The sequence below is a fragment of the Vibrio celticus genome, assembly GCF_024347335.1.
Taxonomy (GTDB): domain Bacteria; phylum Pseudomonadota; class Gammaproteobacteria; order Enterobacterales; family Vibrionaceae; genus Vibrio; species Vibrio celticus.
Genome location: NZ_AP025463.1, coordinates 436939 through 456719, shown reverse-complemented (window position 1 = coordinate 456719; position 19781 = coordinate 436939). Strand labels below are relative to the sequence as shown.

Below are 19781 nucleotides of genomic sequence, written 5' to 3'. Positions count from 1 at the left end.
AACCAACAAAAAAGGCGGATAACCTAAGTTATCCGCCTTTCCTTATAAAAGCTTATAGTTATAAAAACTAACTAGAAATTAAGCTTCTACTTTATTCATGTGTACATCCATTTGCGGGAATGGGATTTCGATACCTTCATTATCCAAGCCTTCTTTGATTGCTTGCATCAGGTCGAAGTAAACATTCCAGTACTCTGCAGTGCTAACCCATGGGCGAACAACAAAGTTTACTGAAGAGTCTGCTAGTGTGTGAACACCAACTTGAACACCTGGCTCTTTCAGTACACGCTCATCAGATTCACAAATCTTAGTCAGTAGCGCTTTTGTCTTTTGAAGATCAGCGTTGTAAGAAACCCCAATCATTAGATCAATACGACGCGTATCATGACGAGAGTAGTTAGTAATTGGGCTGCCAATAACGCTACCGTTAGGTACTACAACCATCTTGTTGTCTGGCGTTGTTAGAACTGTTTGGAAGATTTGAATTGAATCAACCGAACCTGCTACACCACCAATTTCCACGTAGTCACCAGACTTGAATGGACGGAATGCAACGATAAGTACACCAGCTGCAAAGTTAGATAGTGAGCCTTGTAACGCTAAGCCTACCGCTAAACCAGCCGCACCAATAACAGCAACCACAGATGCAGTTTGAACGCCTAGACGACCAAGTGCAGCAATTAAAACAATCACAAACAACAAGTAACGAACTAAACCATGGACGAACTCCACAACGGCTCGGTCCATTTTCTTCTTCTGAAGAACCTTAGACACGCTATTCGCTACTGCTTTAACAATAAGGTTACCAATAAATAGAATTATCAGTGCTGAAATGATATTTACGCCATATTGGATAAATAAATCTGAATTATTTGTTAACCACTGCTCTGCTTGAGACAAACCATCCACAAGTGGAGTCTCAATCGCTGTCGAACTATCAGCCATAATGTGCATCCTCTATATAATATGCTATGGGCTAAACTGCCTTAAGCCTCATTTACTCTGCAATATAATAAACAGTGTAATTACCGTTAAGTCATTGTGTTAAAAGTAAATTAAAGCCAAGTCCTTTTTATAAACTGAACCAAGTTCAGTTTTTCGGCACGATATCCTATCTTTGACAGATTGCAAAGTCATATTTATGTAAGCTTTTGAATTATTAAAACTTACCGATAAACACAAATACCGATAACTAAAAGACTACGAAATTTATTCACCGCACGCTAGGTTTTTCACATATTTAGTACAAGTTTTTATCAGATATAAAAAAACCCGCTCAATGAGCGGGTTTTTAAAACTTAAAGAGTACTTAATTCAAAGAATTATAGTACGTCTACAGCGTTAAGGTCAGCAAATGCTTTCTCTAGACGAGCAACCATTGAAGCTTGACCAGCACGTAGCCATACGCGTGGATCGTAGTACTTCTTGTTTGGAGCAGCTTCGCCAGTTGGGTTGCCGATTTGACCTTGTAGGAAATCGAAGTTGTCAGCAGAGTACTGACGGATACCGTCCCAAGTTGCCCACTGTGTATCAGTATCGATGTTCATTTTGATAACACCGTAGCCGATAGACTCTTGGATTTCTGCTTCAGAAGAACCAGAACCACCGTGGAATACGAAGTTTAGAGCGTTAGGTGCGATACCGAACTTCTCTGCACAGTATGCTTGAGAATCACGTAGGATAGTTGGAGTAAGTACAACGTTACCAGCTTGGTAAACACCGTGTACGTTACCGAAAGATGCAGCGATAGTGAAACGTGGGCTAACAGCCATTAGTTTCTCGTAAGCGTATGCTACGTCTTCTGGAGAAGTGTAAAGCTCAGATGCGTCCATATCAGAGTTATCAACGCCGTCTTCTTCACCACCAGTACAACCAAGTTCGATCTCGATTGTCATGTTCATTTTAGCCATGCGCTCTAGGTACTTAGCACATGTTTCGATGTTCTCTTCTAGAGACTCTTCAGAAAGGTCTAGCATGTGAGAAGAGAATAGAGGCTTACCAGTTTGTGCGAAGAACTCTTCACCAGCGTCTAGTAGACCGTCGATCCATGGAAGAAGTTTCTTAGCAGCGTGGTCAGTGTGCAGGATAACTGGAACACCGTAAGCTTCAGCTACAGCGTGTACGTATTTTGCACCAGCTACAGCGCCAAGAACTTGTGCGCCTTGACCTTCAAGTTTAACGCCTTTACCTGCGAAGAATGCAGCGCCGCCGTTAGAGAACTGAACAACTACTGGAGCTTTAACTTTAGCAGCTGCTTCTAGTACTGCGTTTACAGAGTCAGTACCAACAACGTTTACAGCAGGAAGAGCAAATTTGTTTTCTTTTGCTACTTCAAATACTTTCTGTACGTCATCGCCAGAAATCACACCAGGTTTTACAAAGTCGAAGATCTTAGACATGGAAATAGTCCTATTTATTCTATCGTTTTAAGATTAAAAAACTTAAGTTTAAAAACTTGCAATCATTTGCTCACAACTTATGCCATTCTAGCAAAAAAGTGTGATATGCAGCAAACGTTAAAAGGCGAGATTCACATCTCGCCTTTCTAAATCAATTATGCTTTAGCACGCTCTTCAAGCATTGCTACTGCAGGAAGTACTTTACCTTCAACGAATTCAAGGAAAGCGCCACCGCCAGTAGAGATGTAAGAAACGTCAGCTTTGATACCGAACTTGTCGATAGCTGCTAGCGTGTCACCACCACCTGCTACAGAGAAACCTGCAGACTCAGCGATTGCTTTAGAGATACCAGCTGTACCCGCTTCGAAGTTCTTGAATTCGAATACGCCTACAGGGCCGTTCCAAAGGATAGTTTTCGCGTTGCCGATGATTTCAGCTAGTGCCGCAGTTGAATCTGGACCAAGGTCGAAGATCATGTCGTCGTCTTGAACTTCAGAAACGTGCTTGATTTCAGCTTCTGCGTTTTCGTCGAATGCTTTAGCACACGCAACGTCAGTTGCTACTGGGATAGCACACTCTTTCATTAGCTTCTGAGCAGTTTCAACTAGGTCAGCTTCGTATAGAGACTTACCTACGTTGTGGCCTTCAGCAGCGATGAATGTGTTCGCGATACCACCACCAACAACAAGCTGGTCAGCAATTTTAGAAAGAGATTCTAGAACGGTTAGTTTAGTAGAAACTTTAGAACCACCAACGATAGCCACTAGTGGGCGAGCTGGGTTGTCCATTGCTTTACCAAGCGCTTCAAGCTCAGCAGCTAGAAGAGGGCCAGCACATGCTACAGGAGCGTAAGTACCAACACCGTGTGTAGAAGCTTGAGCACGGTGAGCTGTACCGAATGCATCCATTACGAAGATGTCACATAGTGCAGCATATTGCTTAGAAAGTGCTTCTTCGTTTTTCTTCTCGCCTTTGTTAAAGCGAACGTTTTCAAGAACAACAAGTTCACCAGCATTTAGCTCTAGGCCGTTTACGTAATCTTTAGCTAGTTTAACTTCGCAGTCTAGTGCGTCGTTTAGGTAGTTAACTACAGGAGCTAGAGAGAACTCTTCGTTGTATTCGCCTTCAGTAGGACGACCAAGGTGAGAAGTAACCATTACCTTTGCGCCAGCTTCTAGGCAAAGTTTGATAGTTGGTAGAGATGCAAGGATACGTGCATCTGAAGTTACTTTACCGTCTTTTACTGGTACGTTTAGGTCAGCACGGATAAATACGCGTTTACCTGCAAGTTCCAGGTCAGTCATCTTGATCACAGACATGATTTGTCCTCTCAAATTTAAATAAATATAAAGTTTTGGAAACTCAGCAACCCTGCTAAGCCTATAAATTATTCAACTGGTAATTCTTTCACTACCAATAATATGTGGACTCTTAGTATTTATTTCAAGCTAAAAAATAAATAATCCGCACATTTGCTTCTAGGTCTTACTTCTTGCCTTCAGAAGCTTGCATTGCAAGAACCGTATCTAGCATTCGGTTCGCAAAGCCCCATTCATTGTCACACCACACTAGCATTTTAACTAAGTGGCCGTTGCTCACTCGAGTTTGTGAACCATCAACGATTGCGCTATGGGGATCGTGATTAAAGTCGATGGAAACGAGCGGCGCTTCAGTATAGTCAACTATATTGTGTAATGTACACTGGGATGCATTAACAATGGTTTGATTTACGTCATTAACTTTCACATTTGCATTAATTGTGACACTTAAATCCATCGCTGTTACGTTTACCGTCGGCACACGCACAGATATAGCTTCAAATTTGTTGGAAAATTTCGGGAAGATTCTTTCAATACCTTTATGCAACTTGGTATCGACAGGAATGATCGATTGGCTTGCTGCTCGAGTACGACGCAAATCGCTGTGGTACGCGTCGATAACTTGTTGATCATTCATTGAAGAGTGAATAGTCGTAATCGTACCGGACTCAATGCCAAAGGCGTCATCAAGAACCTTAATGATAGGGACAATACAGTTGGTGGTGCACGAACCATTGGAAACGATTCGGTGGTCCGCTTCGATGGTATCGTGGTTCACACCATAGATAATGGTGTTGTCGAGGTCATTGGCTCCGGGGTGAGAAAACAGTACCTTTTTCGCCCCTGCAGCAATGTGCGCGAGGCCGTCATCTCGGCAACCATAAACACCGGTACAATCGAGAACGATATCCACCTCAAGGTCACGCCAAGGCAGCAGCTCAATATCAGCAAGATGTAAGATACGAATGGTATCAAACTCACCCTTGTCTTCAGCACCAATGCCATGATGGACATAAATGTGCTCTTGATCGTTAGAGATTTTCTTACCGAAGCGGCCGTGACTGGTGTCGTACTGCAATAGGTGAGCCATAGCGTCAGGCTGAGCAAGCTCATTGACAGCTACTACTTTGATTTGTTGGCTTTTGCCACTTTCATAGACAGCGCGTAATACATTACGCCCTATTCGTCCAAATCCATTTATCGCGACTTTTAGCATAGTTCCGTACATCTAACCAAAATTTCGTGCAACAGATGATAACTGAATCCTACCCAAAAGGCATTACTTGAATAACTCAGCTTGTTCATGACAGATTGATCTGTTGCTTATAGAGATGAGTCTAGGAGAAACAAATCCCAGAGACAAAAAACCGAGCTCGGCGCTCGGTTTTTTTATTCATTTCATTGTTAGCACTAAGCTAGCAATCAATGATTAAGCAAGAAGCTCTTTCGCGGTGTTTACTACGTTTTCAGTCGTAAAGCCGAACATCTTGAATAGTTCGCCTGCTGGTGCAGATTCGCCGAACGTTGTCATACCGATGATCTTGCCACCAAAACCAACGTACTTGTACCAGAAGTCAGCAATGCCAGCTTCTACTGCGATACGTGCAGTTACGTCAGATGGAAGTACAGACTCACGGTATTCAGCATCTTGCTTGTCGAACGCGTCAGTTGCAGGCATAGATACTACGCGTACTGCTTTACCTTCAGCGGTTAGTTGTGCAGCAGCTTCAACTGCAAGCTCAACTTCAGAACCAGTTGCAATGATGATTAGCTCTGGCTTACCAGCACAATCTTTCAGGATGTAACCACCCTTAGCGATGTTAGCTACTTGCTCAGCGTTACGATCTTGTTGTGCAAGGTTTTGACGAGAGAAAATTAAAGATGAAGGACCATCTTTACGCTCAATAGCCAGTTTCCAAGCAACTGCTGATTCAACTTGGTCACATGGGCGCCATGTGCTCATGTTTGGAGTTAAACGTAGAGAAGCGATCTGCTCAACCGGTTGGTGAGTAGGACCATCTTCGCCTAGGCCGATAGAGTCGTGCGTGTAAACTTGGATGTTCTGAACTTTCATTAGAGCAGCCATACGCATTGCGTTACGCGCGTATTCCATGAACATTAGGAACGTTGCGCCGTATGGTACGAAACCACCGTGCAGAGCGATACCGTTCATGATAGCCGTCATACCGAATTCACGTACACCGTAGTGGATGTAGTTACCAGTGAAGTCAGTTGCTTCAAGAGACTTAGAACCAGACCACATAGTTAGGTTAGAAGGCGCAAGGTCAGCAGAGCCGCCCATGAATTCTGGAAGCATTTGACCAAACGCTTCTAGTGCGTTTTGAGATGCTTTACGTGAAGCGATGTTTGCTGGGTTAGCTTGAAGATCAGCAATGATTGCGTTTGCTTTCTCTTCCCACTCAGCAGGAAGCTCGCCGTTAGTACGACGTTTGAATTCTGCTGCTAGCTCAGGGTAAGCCGCTGCGTATGCGTCAAATTTAGCATTCCACGCTGCTTCTTTCGCTGCGCCTGCTTCTTTTGCATTCCACTCAGCTGCGATATCCGCTGGGATTTCGAAAGGACCGTGTTCCCAACCCAGTGCAGCTTTAGTTGCTGTGATTTCATCAGCGCCTAGTGGAGCACCGTGACAGTCGTGCGTACCTGCTTTGTTTGGAGAACCAAAACCGATGATAGTTTTAGTACAGATAAGAGTTGGACGAGGGTCTGCTTTAGCCGCTTCAATCGCTGCATTGATAGCGTCAGAGTCGTGACCATCTACCGCTGGGATTACATGCCAGCCGTAAGCTTCAAAACGCTTAGGTGTATCGTCAGAGAACCAACCTTCCACTTCACCATCGATAGAGATACCGTTGTCATCCCAGAAAGCAACCAGCTTACCAAGACCAAGCGTACCTGCTAGAGAACATGCTTCGTGTGAGATACCTTCCATCAGACAGCCATCACCCATGAATGCATAAGTGTAGTGGTCTACGATGTCGTGGCCTTCTTTGTTGAATTGAGCAGCAAGCGCTTTCTCAGCCATTGCCATACCAACAGCGTTAGTGATGCCTTGACCTAGAGGACCAGTCGTTGTCTCGATACCAGGAGCGTAACCGTACTCTGGGTGACCTGGAGTCTTAGAGTGCAGTTGACGGAAGTTTTTCAGGTCTTCAATTGAAAGCTCGTAACCTGCAAGGTGAAGCAGAGAGTAAATCAACATTGAACCATGGCCGTTAGACAAGATAAAACGGTCACGGTCAGCCCACTCTGGGTTTGCAGGGTTGTGGTTCAAGTGGCCACGCCAAAGAACTTCAGCGATGTCAGCCATACCCATAGGTGCGCCTGGGTGGCCTGAATTTGCTTGTTGAACACCGTCCATGCTAAGTGCGCGGATTGCATTGGCTAGATCTTTACGAGAAGGCATGTCTGCTCCTGAGTACATAAGCGATTTAAAAAAGAGATAATTGCTAAAGTTTTCATTTTTATTAGCGCGGGTATTCTCTCAAACGACTATTGCGACTGCAAACGTTTTACTGGCATTTTAACGGTCATTTTTCGCAATTTTCGAACATTTACATCACTTGGCAGTGGCTTATCTCAATCCATACGCAAACGATTAGTTATGACATATCATAAAAAAGAGCTTGTAATTCGACCGCTGGAATTTAGAATAGCCGTCTAGATGTAGAAACACCTACAAAATATACTGTATTTAATGGCGGCGCTTCCTAGCTTGCGACGCCATAAACTATTTATACCAAAAACTAAAAGTGGAGCTCTCATGGCTAAGCACCTATTCACTTCTGAATCTGTTTCAGAAGGCCATCCAGATAAAATTGCAGACCAAATCTCTGATGCTGTTCTTGATGCCATCTTGGAACAAGATCCAAAAGCACGTGTTGCTTGTGAGACTTACGTTAAAACCGGCATGGTTATGGTTGGCGGTGAAGTAACAACGTCTGCATGGGTTGATATCGAAGAAATCACTCGTGAAACAGTACGTGAAATTGGTTACGTTCATTCTGATATGGGCTTTGACGCTGACTCTTGTGCTGTTCTAAACACAATTGGTAAGCAATCTCCAGACATCAACCAAGGTGTTGATAAAGAAGATCCTAAAGAGCAAGGCGCAGGCGACCAAGGTATCATGTTTGGTTACGCGACTAACGAAACACCAATCCTAATGCCGGCTCCAATTACTTACTCTCACCTTCTTGTTAAAAAGCAAGCTGAAGTACGTAAGAGCGGTAAACTTGACTTCCTTCGCCCAGATGCGAAATCTCAAGTTACGTTCCAATACGACCAAGGTAAGATCGTTGGTATCGACGCTGTTGTTCTTTCGACTCAACACTGCGACTCAGTAACAACACCTGACCTACGTGAAGCAGTAATGGAAGAGATCATCAAGCCAGTACTTCCTGCTGAGTGGATCAACAAAGACACTAACTTCTTCATCAACCCAACAGGCCGTTTCGTAATCGGCGGCCCAATGGGTGACTGTGGTCTAACAGGTCGTAAGATCATCGTTGATACCTACGGCGGCGCAGCTCGTCACGGCGGCGGTGCATTCTCTGGTAAAGATCCATCAAAAGTAGACCGTTCTGCAGCTTATGCGGCTCGTTACGTTGCGAAAAACATCGTTGCTGCTGGCATGGCTGACCGCTGTGAGATTCAACTGTCTTACGCTATCGGTGTTGCTGATCCAACATCTATCATGGTTGAAACGTTTGGTACTGAAAAAGTAGCTCACGAAATTATCATTGAAGCAGTTCGTCAAAACTTCGACCTACGTCCATACGGTCTTCAAGAGATGTTGAACCTTCTTCAGCCTATCTACAAGCAGACTGCTGCATACGGCCACTTCGGTCGTGAAGAGTTCCCTTGGGAAGCGACTGACAAAGCAGCAATCCTTGCGGACTTCGCTGGCCTAAAATAATTTAGCCACTGCGATTTGTTTCTTTAAAGCCCTTACTTCTTAGTAAGGGCTTTATTTTTATGTACTTACCTTACTTTCACTCGCCATTCTCTTATATAACGCCCTTCTTTACCGTTAACCACTTAGTATAAAAAGCCGCTGATAATTTGTGTTTTCTAACACTACTGACAATAGTTAAGGTAACTCCTAAGCGATCAAGCTCACATTTAACTTAAATTAATTCAGTCTGATAACGTTCGTTAAATGCACGCTAGAACAAAAACTGGGATGACAAAGAGCAATTTAGCTCAACCCCATAACTCTCACACAAGCCACATCGATGAGCCTTATGGAATTATAACTAGGACGTTATTTAACTAGGGGGATCTATGCCTCGTACCGCGCACCCATCCGAACTGAACGATAAAAAACACAAGGTCAGCGATAAGGATTACGCTCGCACCATTCCTTGTAACCAAATCAGTATTTCCGCACCCTTTCATTGGTTGTCGCTTGCTCTGCATGACTTGGTAAGAATGCCATTAATCAGCGCATTCTACGGTTTGTGCTTCATGGGAGCGGCAATTGCCATTGTTCAGCTTGTCCAATGGCAAGGAACACACTTGGTCGTGATGCCAAGCCTGATCGTGTACATGCTAATAGGGCCGTTTCTTGCCTTAGGCTTATATGACGCAGCTTGGGAAAGAGAAAAAGGCCACAACGCCAGTCTGCTGCATTCGATGAAAGCCATCACTCGTAACTCAACCCACCAATGGGCTTTTGCGATCGTATTGATGGTTGTGATGATATTCTGGATGCGTATCGCTGCGTTATTGCACGCGCTCTACCCTTCAGTGCAAGGCGCACCACTGGCTGAGTTCGCTCCCTTCTTAATTACGGGTTCTGTGATTGGTTTTGTTATCGCAAGCCTCATATTTAGCATCTCAGCATTTTCAATTCCGTTAATGATGGAGAGACGCGTCGATGTGATGAGTGCGATTTTCACTAGCTTTAATGCCGTGAAATCGAACATCCCTGCGATGGTGGTATGGGCGAGTATTATTTGTGCCGGTATTCTGGTGGGGTTTGCTACCTACGGCATAGGAATGATCGTCACCATGCCACTACTTGGCTATGGTACATGGCATGCTTATCACGAGATCATCAAGAAGAATCACCATCTATAAATAATCGCCATATTAACGAGCAATGTTATGATGAGGCCTTAGCTTAAACGCTGAGGCCTTTTATTTGGAGTTAACAACGTTTGTCTTACACCCCGCAACAACATCGAGCAAATAAGAAATTGGCCGAGTGCCTAGCTATCGCAAATCAACATTTCTCTCGTGAATTCCCTCACCCAATTATCACCTTCAAGTTAAGAGGCAAAGCGGCGGGAAAGGCCTACCTTCAGCTCAACGAAATTAAGCTCAATCACGTACTATTCGCTGAGAATGAAGACGCCTTCATCAACGAAGTTGTGCCGCATGAACTCGCACACCTGATCACGCATCAGGTTTTCGGACGTGTTAGACCTCACGGAAACGAGTGGAAATACGTGATGGAAAAAGTATTCAACGTGCCAGCCAGAACAACTCACAGCTTTGAAATCGCGTCAGTTCAAGGGAAAACCTTTGAATATCGATGTGAGTGCACCACTTACCCATTATCAATCAGACGACACAACAAAGTACTTCGGAATCAATCGACCTACCGCTGCCAATTGTGCCAGCAAACCTTAGCTTTCACGGGAATTCAACTAAGCTAGTGACAGGTTGATTTACTCGGTAGAACAAATCTAATAGAGAGATCTAACATTTGAGTGCTAGACTGATGTTTATCATACTTTTATCAGTCTTTTTCTATGCAAAAACTCACCTTCAAAGCATTTGGCCTACCTGTATTTTTTTACTTAACAATAGTATTTGGCCTACTGGTAACCCAAAGCGTTCTCGCCGCACCACCGAGCTCATTTTCCAAAGCAAAAAGAGAAGCGGTGAAGATTTACCTCGACCATCCGACTTCATTTTATTGCGGCTGTGACATTACATGGAAGGACAAAAAGAAAGGCATTCCCGACCTTGATGGCTGTGGCTATCAAGTCCGAAAACAACAAAAGCGGGCGAGTCGAATTGAGTGGGAACACGTGGTTCCAGCTTGGCAATTTGGCCACCAGCGTCAGTGTTGGCAAGATGGTGGGCGCAAGAACTGCACTCGCAATGACAAAATATTCAAATCCATGGAAGCCGACCTTCACAACCTAACTCCGGCCATTGGCGAGGTTAACGGTGATCGCTCCAACTACAACTTTAGTCAGTGGAATGGCATGGATGGTGTGAGCTATGGTCAGTGTGAAATGCAGGTCAACTTCAAGCAGCGTAAAGTTATGCCGCCAGACAGAGCAAAAGGCTCTATCGCACGTACTTACCTTTACATGAGCCAAGAGTATGGTTTCAAACTATCTAAGCAACAAACCAACCTAATGATGGCGTGGAACAAGCAATTTCCTGTCGACAAGTGGGAATGTACTCGTGATGAGCGAATCTATGCCATCCAAGGCAATCACAACCCATTTGTTTACCCTGCTTGTCAATAACGTCGCTCGTACAATCAACATTCCTAACTATCTCAAACAAGAGTTTCAGAATTGCCCCTGAAACTCTTGCTCTACCCTTGTTTTTTCAACTAAAAGCATCCATGTTAGGCAGAGACAAAATACCCAAATGAACATATTTATAGGTTTACCAGCATGAGAATCCCTCGTATCCATCACCCAGAACGCATTCATCAGTTAGGTTCACTCGCTTTAGGCGAAGATGCCGCGGGTCATGTTGGTCGTGTCCTTCGCATGAAAGAAGGCCAAGATGTTCTTCTATTTGATGGCAGTGGCGCTGAATTCCCTGCGACGATAGCTGAAGTATCAAAGAAAAATGTCACCGTTAATGTTTCTGAACGCATCGAACGCAGCAGCGAATCTCCGTTAGACTTACATTTAGGCCAAGTGATTTCACGTGGTGACAAAATGGAGTTCACGATTCAGAAATCGGTTGAGCTTGGTGTGAACACCATTACCCCTCTAATTTCAGAGCGCTGTGGCGTTAAGCTTGATACAAAACGCTTCGAGAAAAAACTCGCACAGTGGCAAAAGATTGCTATCGCGGCGTGTGAACAGTGTGGCCGCAATACGGTTCCAGTCATTCGTCCAATTATGCAGCTTGAAGAGTGGTGTAGCGAACCAAGCGAAGCACTAAAGCTAAACCTACACCCTCGCGCAAAGTACTCAATTAACACCCTTCCAGAACCTATCAGCAAGGTGCGCCTATTGATTGGTCCTGAAGGTGGCTTGTCAGCTGAAGAAATCGGCATGACTGAACAATACAAATTTGAAGAGACGCTACTCGGCCCACGTGTACTTCGTACTGAGACAGCAGCTCTAACCGCAATTACTGCCTTACAAGTTCGTTTTGGCGATCTAGGCTAGGAGAGAAAAATGATCAAACTTGGCATCGTAATGGATCCAATTTCATCCATTAACATCAAAAAAGACTCTAGCTTTGCCATGATGCTTGAAGCTCAGCGTCGTGGTTACGAAATCCATTACATGGAAATGGATGATCTACACTTAGATCAAGGCGCAGCCATTGCTGACACTAAGGTTGTAGAACTAAAAGAAGATCCAAACGGTTGGTACGAATTCAAGTCAGAACAGACAATCGCGCTATCTGATTTAGATGCTGTACTGATGCGTAAAGATCCTCCGTTTGATACAGAATACATCTACGCAACTTACATTCTTGAGCGTGCTGAAGAGAACGGCGCACTGATCGTAAACAAACCGCAAAGCCTTCGCGACTGTAACGAGAAGTTGTTCACGGCTTGGTTCCCAGAACTGACACCGACCACCATCGTGACTCGTAAAGCTGAAAAAATTAAAGCGTTCCGAGAAGAACACGGTGACGTGATTCTAAAACCACTTGATGGTATGGGCGGCGCGTCTATCTTCCGAGTGAAAGAAGGCGATCCAAACGTATCAGTGATCATTGAGACTTTAACTAACCACGGTCAAAACTACGCAATGGCACAGACTTTTGTTCCTGACATCAGCAATGGTGACAAGCGTATTCTTGTGGTTGACGGTGAGCCAATGCCTTACTGCCTAGCTCGTATTCCTGCTAAAGGGGAAACACGCGGTAACCTAGCAGCCGGCGGTACGGGTGAAGCTCGTCCGTTAAGTGAAACAGATTGGGCTATCGCACGAGCAGTGGCTCCTTCACTAAAAGAAAAAGGCTTAATCTTTGTAGGACTTGACGTTATCGGTGACAAGCTGACAGAAATTAACGTAACTAGCCCTACTTGTATCCGTGAAATTGAAGCTGCTTTTGATATTTCGGTAACAGGTAAATTAATGGACGCAGTCGAGCGTCGCGTTAAGGCTAAATAGCCTAAACTAAAGAAAGCCTTAGCTATTCGCAAACGGCACAGAATCAATGAGCGGCTTCACGCCGCTCTTTTTCCTTTACTGGGAACACACTGGCAGGAGGCTCTATGAATTTAACGAACCACTTTCTGGTTGCTATGCCCGGAATGAAAGACCCTTACTTTCAAAATTCGGTAATTTACCTTTGTGAGCACAACGACGAAGGAGCGATGGGCTTAATGATCAACGCCCCTATCGATGTCACTGTCGGCAGCATGCTTAAACAAGTTGAGGTTGATTCTGAGCAGCCGAAATCCAACCAAGCAAGTCTTGATAAGCCAGTATTGAACGGTGGACCGGTCGCAGAAGATCGTGGGTTTATTTTGCACAAACCTAAAGGCAGCTATCAATCCAGCATCAACATGACAGATCAAATCTCGGTGACAACCTCAAAAGATATCTTGATGGTGTTGGGCACAGAAGATGAGCCGATGAATTATTTAGTCGCACTTGGGTATGCAGGATGGGAACCGGGACAACTGGAAACCGAACTGACCGAGAACTCGTGGTTAACCGTTGAAGCCGACCCGAAGGTCATCTTCGATACACCGATTTCTGACCGCTGGAAAGTCGCCGTGCAGATGTTAGGCATTAATGCCGCTCAGCTTTCAGCAGACGCTGGTCACGCCTAGCTCAAATCAGCTAAATAAAATAAACAGACACTCTCAAACACAGATAAATTTGGAAACCCCATGTCACGAACAATTATGGCATTTGACTACGGTACAAAAAGTATCGGCAGTGCGATAGGACAAGAAATCACGGGCACCGCAAGTCCTCTAAAAGCTTTTAAAGCTAAAGATGGTATCCCAAATTGGGACGATATCGAAAAGCAAATAAAGGAGTGGCAACCGAACTTGATTGTAGTCGGCCTTCCTACCGACCTTCACGGTAAAGATCTAGCAAGCATTACACCCAGAGCGAAGAAGTTCGCTAACCGTCTTAAAGGACGTTTTGGTGTCGATGTTGAACTACATGATGAAAGACTATCGACCACAGAAGCAAGGGCCGACCTTTTTGAAATGGGCGGCTATAAGGCATTAAGCAAGGGCAATGTGGATAATCAGTCCGCAGTTGTTATTCTAGAAAGTTGGTTTGAGGCGCAATATTTTTAATAAAAAATTAAGCGCCAAATGCTGAAAGTATTTTTGATCCTACACTAATAATTCGACGTATTGTCTCTCACATTCATTATTAGGTAAGTGAGAATTCTTATGAAAATATTTCTAGTAATCTTCGCAGCTCTAGCAATCTCAGCATGTAGCTCAACAAGCTCCAATAATGCAGGTTATATGAATCATACTTCGACTGCCGCAGGCGTAATCAGTGAGCCTAAGAACAAGAAGCGTTGATATTACAGACGCAGTCGAACGATGAATATGATGAACGCCTGATTTTAACCTAGAATGTAATCAGGCGTCTTTTATCACCTCATATCTATCTTCACATCAGCCAAAGCCCCAGTTCCATAGTCATCATCACCACGTCTAGTCTTTAACATTAAGCGCAAGTCATTAGCAGAATCGGCACTGTGGAACGCGTCCTCTTCACCGATCTTGCCTGCTATCACTAAATCATACAAAGCTTGGTCAAAAGTCTGCATACCAATTTCTTTCGATTTAGCCATGGTTGCTTTCAGTTCGTGCAGTTCACCACGACGAATCAAGTCAGACACACGAGGGCTATTCAGCAGAATCTCGAATACACCATGACGCCCGCAACCATTCTTGTCGCGAATAAGTTGCTGAGCGACGACACCACGTAGGTTCATCGACAAATCAAACAAAAACTGTTCTTTCTGTTCTTTCGGCACCAAGTGAAGAATACGCTCTAACGCTTGGTTAGCATTATTCGCGTGCAAGGTTGCCATACACAAATGCCCCGTCTCAGCAAAAGTCATCGCGTACTCCATGGTTTCACGGCTACGAATTTCACCAATCAAAATCATATCTGGTGCTTGGCGTAGCGAGTTCTTAAGTGCGACTTCATAGCTCTCGGTATCCAGCCCTACTTCACGCTGAGTCACGATACACTTTTTGTGCTCATGTACGAATTCAATCGGGTCTTCAACCGTCAAAATATGCCCCGAGCGATTGGTGTTACGATAGCCTGTCATTGCAGCCATTGAGGTCGATTTACCAGAGCCAGTCGCCCCAACCACCAGCACAAGTCCGCGCTTAGCAATTGACAGGTCTTGCAGTACATCAGGAAGCTTTAGTTGCTCAAAGGTTGGGATGTTAGTCTCGATACGTCGAATGACCGCTCCAGGCAGCTCTCGCTGAAAGAATGCACTGACACGAAAACGACCAAAGTCACGCACAATCGCAAAATTAGCCTCACGCGTTTGCTGATATTCATCACGTCGGTCTTGTTCCATCATCGCATCAAGTAATTGAGCAACCTGAGCCGCATTCAACTTCTCTCCTTGGGGGCGTAATTCACCATCCACACGAAACAGGATTGGTGCATCGACAGTGATATAAAGATCCGATGCCTTTTGAGAAAGCATTCCCTCAAGGATTTGATTCAATTCCATTGTGTCCACCTTGATTAAAACATTGAGGTTTCAATTTCGATCTTTTTCTCGACCTCTTCCGAATCAACCAAGCCCTGCGCCATCAGCTGCTTCGCATTTTGTTCCATGGTCTGCATGCCGTGCGCTGCGCCCGTTTGAATGATCGAATACATCTGCGCAACCTTGTCTTCACGAATCAAGTTTCTGATCGCAGGTGTCGCCATCATGATTTCATGACACGCCACACGACCACCACCAACACGCTTTAGCAGCTTCTGGGCTATCACCGAGCGCAGTGATTCAGACAACATCGAACGAACCATATCTTTATCGCTACCTGGGAACACATCGATAATACGGTCGATCGTTTTAGCCGCAGAACTAGTATGCAGAGTACCAAACACTAAATGACCCGTTTCTGCTGCGGTTAACGCTAAGCTAATCGTCTCTTGGTCACGAAGCTCACCAACAAGAATCACGTCCGGGTCTTCACGTAACGCACTGCGCAGTGCCGCTTTAAAACTGTGAGTATCACGGTGAACTTCACGCTGGTTGACTAAGCATTTATTATTGGTGTGAACGAATTCAATCGGGTCTTCAATCGTCAGGATATGCTTATTGTGGTTGCGATTTACGTAATCAACCATCGCTGCAAGAGTCGTTGATTTACCAGAGCCAGTTGGACCAGTAACGAGCACTAAGCCTTTTTCGTAGTTAGCAATCCTTTCGAAGATCTCAGGTGCACCTAACTGATCTAAAGTCGGGATTTCGACAGGAATAGTTCGAAAGACAGCAGAGCAGCCACGAGCTTGGTTAAACGCATTAACACGGAAGCGACCAACATTGGGTAATTCAAAAGAGAAGTCGACTTCCAATTTTTCTTCAAACTCGCCGCGCTGTGAATCGCTCATGATCTCAAAAACCAAACGATGCACATCAGCATGACTCAAAGCTGGGATTCCAAGCTTCCTTACTTCACCATCTATACGTACCATTGGAGATACACCCGCAGAAAGATGTAGATCTGACGCGTTATGCTTTACACTAAAATCTAGTAACTCAGTGATATCCATTTATTTTCCCTTAAGTAAAGTCAGCTATGAGTAGTATTCAACAAAATATCGAACAAATCACCTCACAGATTCGTAGTGCTGAGCAAAAGTGCGGACGAGCTCCAGAGTCCGTGCAACTTTTAGCCGTCAGCAAAACTAAACCTATTGATGCGATTCTAGAAGCCGCACTCGGAGGCCAAGTTGCCTTTGGTGAAAACTATGTTCAAGAAGGTGTAGATAAAGTAAAACACTTTTCAGAACAACATTCTAACCTAAATTTAGAGTGGCATTTTATTGGTCCAATTCAATCCAATAAAACCCGCCCAATCGCGGAAAGCTTTCAATGGGTGCATTCCGTCGATCGCGATAAGATCGCACAAAGGCTTAATGATCAACGACCAAGCGAACTTCCACCTTTGCAAGTGTTGATTCAGGTAAACACCAGTGGTGAAGAGTCCAAATCTGGAACCTCAGAAGAGACAGTTTTTGCACTCGCGGAGTTGATTTCATCGCTCCCCAACCTCACCTTAAGAGGATTGATGTCGATTCCTGCAAACGTATCTGACTATCAATCTCAGCTTAATGCATTTTCTCAACTGGCAGAGCTTAAAAACAAGCTAGCCGCGAAGTATTCAGACGTTGATACCCTTTCGATGGGGATGAGTGGTGATATGGATGCAGCAGTTGAGGCTGGTAGCACAATGGTTCGTATTGGAACAGCTATTTTCGGCGCTCGTGATTACGCGAAATAGCCGTAGTAAGTAACCAACAAGTATTGATACCGCTTCGCCTTATCCGCGCAGCGACACGCTCAGGATTTTATATATGGAACATAAGAACATCGCCTTTATTGGGGCGGGAAACATGGTTCGCTCAATTGTAGCGGGCTTAGTCGCGAGTGGTTACTCAGCGCAAAAGATTACTGCAACAGCACCTTCAGAAACCAGAAGGCTGCCGTTAGAACGAGAATACTGCATCAATACCACCAGCGATAATATTGCAGCAGCAGAGCAAGCAGACGTTGTTGTGTTATCCGTGAAGCCACAAATGATGGCTGATGTATGTAAACCCTTACAAGATATCGACTTCAGCAACAAACTGGTAATCTCAATTGCCGCGGGTATTAATGCGAATCGACTCAATGAGATGTTAAACTGCCAGCTGAACCTTGTTCGTGTGATGCCAAACACGCCATCACTGCTTGGTAAAGGGATGAGTGGTCTTTATGCCGATTCAACGGTCAGCCAAAATGATAAAGACTTTGCTTCTCAGCTGATGCAAGCTGTAGGTGAAGTTAGCTGGGTTGAGCAAGAGTCTGGGATTAATAACATCATTGCGGCGGCGGGCAGTGCTCCGGCTTACTTCTTCCTATTTATGGAAGCGATGCAAGCCGAAGCAATCAACCAAGGCTTCGACCAGGAAACCGCTCGTAAATTAGTGCAGCAGTCGGCATTAGGTGCGGCAGAGATGGTGGTTGCAAATCCAGACACAGAATTATCTACACTGCGTGAACAAGTGACTTCAAAAGGCGGCACGACCGCAGAAGCACTACGCACGTTTAACGAACATCAACTATCAGACATCGTAGCAAAAGCCATGCAAGCGGCGGTTGCTCGAGCTGAAGAGATGGAAAAACTGTTTTAGTACCAATCAAGGTAAACAAGCATTTTGCCGCTCGGGTTATATCTAAGCGGCAAGTAAATCCGAAAAAGGAAACAATATGAACTCGATGAGCTTTTTGATCTCGACCGTTTTTGATCTTTACATCATGGTTGTGATCTTGCGTATCTGGCTACAAGCATCACGTGCAGATTTCTACAACCCATTCTCACAATTCATCGTAAAAGCGACACAACCGGTTGTTGCCCCACTACGCCGAGTTATTCCATCAATCGGCAGCCTTGATCTGGCGACCGTTGTTTTCGCTTATGTGCTGTGTGTACTTAAGTTCGTTGCTCTAAACCTGATTATTTCTGGCGGCGCTGCCGTTTTCGATATTAGCTTCCTAATCTTTGGTGCACTGTCTCTGCTCAAAGCGGCTGGTGGCTTGATCTTCTGGGTTCTACTTATCCGTGCAATCCTAAGCTGGGTAAGCCAAGGTCGTAGCCCAATCGAGTACGTATTCCATCAACTGACTGAACCAATGCTAGTGCCTATCCGCCGTATCCTTCCGGACATGGGTGGTTTCGATCTAAGCGTACTGGTTCTGTTCATTGTTCTGCAATTTGCGAACTTCCTAATGGGCGACATGATTGGTCCTATTTGGTATCAGCTATAATTCAAGTACAAACATCAGGTACTTTGACGATGCCAAAAGCGGTTTGGGCCGAGGAAGACGATATTCTTCTCAGGCTCTATATCCAACCAAAAGCAAGCCGAGACAAAATTGTCGGCTTGCACGGTGAGGAACTGAAAATTGCCATTACTGCACCACCGGTTGATGGCAAAGCCAATGCCCATTTAGCGAAATACCTTGCGAAACAGTTTAAGGTCGCAAAAGGGCAAATTAAGATAGAAAAGGGAGAACTCGGTAGGCACAAGCAAGTTCGAATATGCTCGCCAAGCCAAATCCCAACTGAAGTCAAAGCCATCCTATGATGGCTTTTTGCTATTTATTGGAGTCATTATGCATTTATGGATAACAGCACTACTAACCGCTCTTGTTGCCTTACCGAGCTCTGCAGGGCAATTTAAGAACATTAAGGATGTCGAGGTTCATTACTCGGCTTTTAATTCCACGTTCTTAACTGCGCAAGTCGCTAAACAATACAAACTTAAGCGAAATGGATACTCAGCAATCCTCAACATCAGCGTGTTAGACAAGGCTTCTCTAGGCAAGCCTGCGACAACGGCTAAAATTACGGGAACAGCGAAGAACCTCGTTGGAAACACCCGAACTTTGAAGTTTCGAGAAATCAAAGAAGGCGATGCGATTTATTACCTTGCTGAGTTCCCCGTAACTCACGAAGAAAACATCACCTTCGACATCGATGTTAACGCAGGCCTAAAAGGCACTGGTCCACTGCGTTTCACACAGAAATTTTATATAGAAGAGTAAGCTCAAACCTTACTTTTCATTTATTAACTTATTTAGAGCTACATTC

General features: G+C 44.6%; 21 protein-coding genes. 14 read left to right on the top strand and 7 right to left on the bottom strand.

The features are described from left to right. Positions 1-78: 78 nt before the first annotated feature. The 5 genes from mscS to tkt form a co-directional block, all read right to left on the bottom strand. Positions 79-945: a small-conductance mechanosensitive channel MscS gene (gene mscS, locus OCV19_RS02270; RefSeq protein ID WP_065675463.1), complete on the bottom strand. Its 867-nt coding sequence runs from the start codon at positions 943-945 to the stop codon at positions 79-81. Between the two features lie 377 nt (positions 946-1322). Further along, a complete protein-coding gene (fbaA, locus tag OCV19_RS02265) occupies positions 1323-2399 on the bottom strand; it encodes a class II fructose-bisphosphate aldolase (RefSeq protein ID WP_010435694.1) in 1077 nt (358 codons plus the stop codon). A 155-nt stretch (positions 2400-2554) separates the two neighbouring features. Then, on the bottom strand, positions 2555-3718 hold the full coding sequence (locus OCV19_RS02260) for a phosphoglycerate kinase (protein WP_017059064.1): 1164 nt from the start codon (positions 3716-3718) through the stop codon (positions 2555-2557). A 166-nt stretch (positions 3719-3884) separates the two neighbouring features. Beyond that, entirely contained in the window at positions 3885-4934 is a 1050-nt protein-coding gene (epd, locus tag OCV19_RS02255; RefSeq protein WP_065675480.1) for an erythrose-4-phosphate dehydrogenase, read from the bottom strand. Positions 4935-5147: 213 nt separating this feature from the next. After that, positions 5148-7142: a transketolase gene (gene tkt / locus OCV19_RS02250; RefSeq protein ID WP_050644133.1), complete on the bottom strand. Its 1995-nt coding sequence runs from the start codon at positions 7140-7142 to the stop codon at positions 5148-5150. A gap of 357 nt (positions 7143-7499) precedes the next feature. Between tkt and metK the strand changes: the two genes are divergently transcribed. The 9 genes from metK to OCV19_RS02205 all read left to right on the top strand — a co-directional run bounded on the left by metK (position 7500) and on the right by OCV19_RS02205 (position 14462). Then, complete coding sequence (gene metK, locus OCV19_RS02245; protein ID WP_017062234.1) at positions 7500-8654, top strand: methionine adenosyltransferase; 1155 nt, start codon at positions 7500-7502, stop codon at positions 8652-8654. A gap of 368 nt (positions 8655-9022) precedes the next feature. Beyond that, entirely contained in the window at positions 9023-9820 is a 798-nt protein-coding gene (locus OCV19_RS02240) for a DUF2189 domain-containing protein (protein WP_065675462.1), read from the top strand. Between the two features lie 80 nt (positions 9821-9900). Next, a complete protein-coding gene (locus OCV19_RS02235) occupies positions 9901-10401 on the top strand; it encodes a SprT family zinc-dependent metalloprotease (RefSeq protein ID WP_048605835.1) in 501 nt (166 codons plus the stop codon). 96 nt (positions 10402-10497) lie between these two features. Next, positions 10498-11229 carry an endonuclease gene (locus OCV19_RS02230; protein WP_065675461.1) on the top strand — a complete coding sequence of 244 codons (732 nt, stop codon included), beginning with the start codon at positions 10498-10500 and terminating at the stop codon, positions 11227-11229. A 153-nt stretch (positions 11230-11382) separates the two neighbouring features. After that, positions 11383-12114 carry a 16S rRNA (uracil(1498)-N(3))-methyltransferase gene (gene rsmE, locus OCV19_RS02225; protein WP_048615674.1) on the top strand — a complete coding sequence of 244 codons (732 nt, stop codon included), beginning with the start codon at positions 11383-11385 and terminating at the stop codon, positions 12112-12114. Positions 12115-12123: 9 nt separating this feature from the next. Further along, a complete protein-coding gene (gene gshB / locus OCV19_RS02220; RefSeq protein ID WP_065675460.1) occupies positions 12124-13074 on the top strand; it encodes a glutathione synthase in 951 nt (316 codons plus the stop codon). A 104-nt stretch (positions 13075-13178) separates the two neighbouring features. Beyond that, positions 13179-13742 carry a YqgE/AlgH family protein gene (locus tag OCV19_RS02215; protein WP_048611435.1) on the top strand — a complete coding sequence of 188 codons (564 nt, stop codon included), beginning with the start codon at positions 13179-13181 and terminating at the stop codon, positions 13740-13742. 60 nt (positions 13743-13802) lie between these two features. Beyond that, the gene (ruvX, locus tag OCV19_RS02210; protein ID WP_065675459.1) at positions 13803-14225 is read left to right on the top strand and encodes a Holliday junction resolvase RuvX; all 423 of its coding nucleotides are present in this window, start codon (positions 13803-13805) and stop codon (positions 14223-14225) included. Positions 14226-14324: 99 nt separating this feature from the next. Beyond that, positions 14325-14462, top strand: a complete 138-nt coding sequence (locus OCV19_RS02205; protein WP_167352278.1) for a hypothetical protein — start codon at positions 14325-14327, stop codon at positions 14460-14462. A gap of 74 nt (positions 14463-14536) precedes the next feature. On the opposite strand, the gene OCV19_RS02200 is transcribed toward OCV19_RS02205, so the two are convergent. Both OCV19_RS02200 and OCV19_RS02195 read right to left on the bottom strand, forming a co-directional pair. Beyond that, positions 14537-15646: a PilT/PilU family type 4a pilus ATPase gene (locus OCV19_RS02200; RefSeq protein ID WP_065675458.1), complete on the bottom strand. Its 1110-nt coding sequence runs from the start codon at positions 15644-15646 to the stop codon at positions 14537-14539. Between the two features lie 14 nt (positions 15647-15660). After that, a complete protein-coding gene (locus OCV19_RS02195) occupies positions 15661-16698 on the bottom strand; it encodes a type IV pilus twitching motility protein PilT (RefSeq protein WP_017062242.1) in 1038 nt (345 codons plus the stop codon). A 26-nt stretch (positions 16699-16724) separates the two neighbouring features. Here OCV19_RS02195 and OCV19_RS02190 point away from each other — a divergent pair, with 26 nt between their 5' ends. From OCV19_RS02190 to OCV19_RS02170, 5 genes are all read left to right on the top strand, one after another. Beyond that, positions 16725-17429, top strand: a complete 705-nt coding sequence (locus tag OCV19_RS02190) for a YggS family pyridoxal phosphate-dependent enzyme (protein WP_065675457.1) — start codon at positions 16725-16727, stop codon at positions 17427-17429. A 73-nt stretch (positions 17430-17502) separates the two neighbouring features. Continuing rightward, positions 17503-18321 (top strand): pyrroline-5-carboxylate reductase, encoded by an 819-nt coding sequence (gene proC, locus OCV19_RS02185; protein ID WP_065675456.1) that lies wholly within the window; start codon positions 17503-17505, stop codon positions 18319-18321. Between the two features lie 76 nt (positions 18322-18397). Beyond that, positions 18398-18955: a YggT family protein gene (locus tag OCV19_RS02180; RefSeq protein WP_017067798.1), complete on the top strand. Its 558-nt coding sequence runs from the start codon at positions 18398-18400 to the stop codon at positions 18953-18955. Positions 18956-18984: 29 nt separating this feature from the next. After that, positions 18985-19275, top strand: a complete 291-nt coding sequence (yggU, locus tag OCV19_RS02175) for a DUF167 family protein YggU (protein ID WP_009847703.1) — start codon at positions 18985-18987, stop codon at positions 19273-19275. Between the two features lie 28 nt (positions 19276-19303). Continuing rightward, a complete protein-coding gene (locus OCV19_RS02170; RefSeq protein WP_065675455.1) occupies positions 19304-19735 on the top strand; it encodes a DUF4426 domain-containing protein in 432 nt (143 codons plus the stop codon). Positions 19736-19781 lie beyond the last annotated feature (46 nt).

Excerpts from the sequence above, each read along its gene's own strand:
- mscS (WP_065675463.1), bottom strand. The coding sequence starts at position 945 with ATGGCTGATAGTTCGACAGCGATTGAGACTCCACTTGTGGATGGTTTG.
- fbaA (WP_010435694.1), bottom strand. The coding sequence starts at position 2,399 with ATGTCTAAGATCTTCGACTTTGTAAAACCTGGTGTGATTTCTGGCGAT.
- OCV19_RS02260 (WP_017059064.1), bottom strand. The coding sequence starts at position 3,718 with ATGTCTGTGATCAAGATGACTGACCTGGAACTTGCAGGTAAACGCGTA.
- epd (WP_065675480.1), bottom strand. The coding sequence starts at position 4,934 with ATGCTAAAAGTCGCGATAAATGGATTTGGACGAATAGGGCGTAATGTA.
- tkt (WP_050644133.1), bottom strand. The coding sequence starts at position 7,142 with ATGCCTTCTCGTAAAGATCTAGCCAATGCAATCCGCGCACTTAGCATG.
- metK (WP_017062234.1), top strand. The coding sequence starts at position 7,500 with ATGGCTAAGCACCTATTCACTTCTGAATCTGTTTCAGAAGGCCATCCA.
- OCV19_RS02240 (WP_065675462.1), top strand. The coding sequence starts at position 9,023 with ATGCCTCGTACCGCGCACCCATCCGAACTGAACGATAAAAAACACAAG.
- OCV19_RS02230 (WP_065675461.1), top strand. The coding sequence starts at position 10,498 with ATGCAAAAACTCACCTTCAAAGCATTTGGCCTACCTGTATTTTTTTAC.
- rsmE (WP_048615674.1), top strand. The coding sequence starts at position 11,383 with ATGAGAATCCCTCGTATCCATCACCCAGAACGCATTCATCAGTTAGGT.
- gshB (WP_065675460.1), top strand. The coding sequence starts at position 12,124 with ATGATCAAACTTGGCATCGTAATGGATCCAATTTCATCCATTAACATC.
- OCV19_RS02215 (WP_048611435.1), top strand. The coding sequence starts at position 13,179 with ATGAATTTAACGAACCACTTTCTGGTTGCTATGCCCGGAATGAAAGAC.
- ruvX (WP_065675459.1), top strand. The coding sequence starts at position 13,803 with ATGTCACGAACAATTATGGCATTTGACTACGGTACAAAAAGTATCGGC.
- OCV19_RS02205 (WP_167352278.1), top strand. The coding sequence starts at position 14,325 with ATGAAAATATTTCTAGTAATCTTCGCAGCTCTAGCAATCTCAGCATGT.
- OCV19_RS02200 (WP_065675458.1), bottom strand. The coding sequence starts at position 15,646 with ATGGAATTGAATCAAATCCTTGAGGGAATGCTTTCTCAAAAGGCATCG.
- OCV19_RS02195 (WP_017062242.1), bottom strand. The coding sequence starts at position 16,698 with ATGGATATCACTGAGTTACTAGATTTTAGTGTAAAGCATAACGCGTCA.
- OCV19_RS02190 (WP_065675457.1), top strand. The coding sequence starts at position 16,725 with ATGAGTAGTATTCAACAAAATATCGAACAAATCACCTCACAGATTCGT.
- proC (WP_065675456.1), top strand. The coding sequence starts at position 17,503 with ATGGAACATAAGAACATCGCCTTTATTGGGGCGGGAAACATGGTTCGC.
- OCV19_RS02180 (WP_017067798.1), top strand. The coding sequence starts at position 18,398 with ATGAACTCGATGAGCTTTTTGATCTCGACCGTTTTTGATCTTTACATC.
- yggU (WP_009847703.1), top strand. The coding sequence starts at position 18,985 with ATGCCAAAAGCGGTTTGGGCCGAGGAAGACGATATTCTTCTCAGGCTC.
- OCV19_RS02170 (WP_065675455.1), top strand. The coding sequence starts at position 19,304 with ATGCATTTATGGATAACAGCACTACTAACCGCTCTTGTTGCCTTACCG.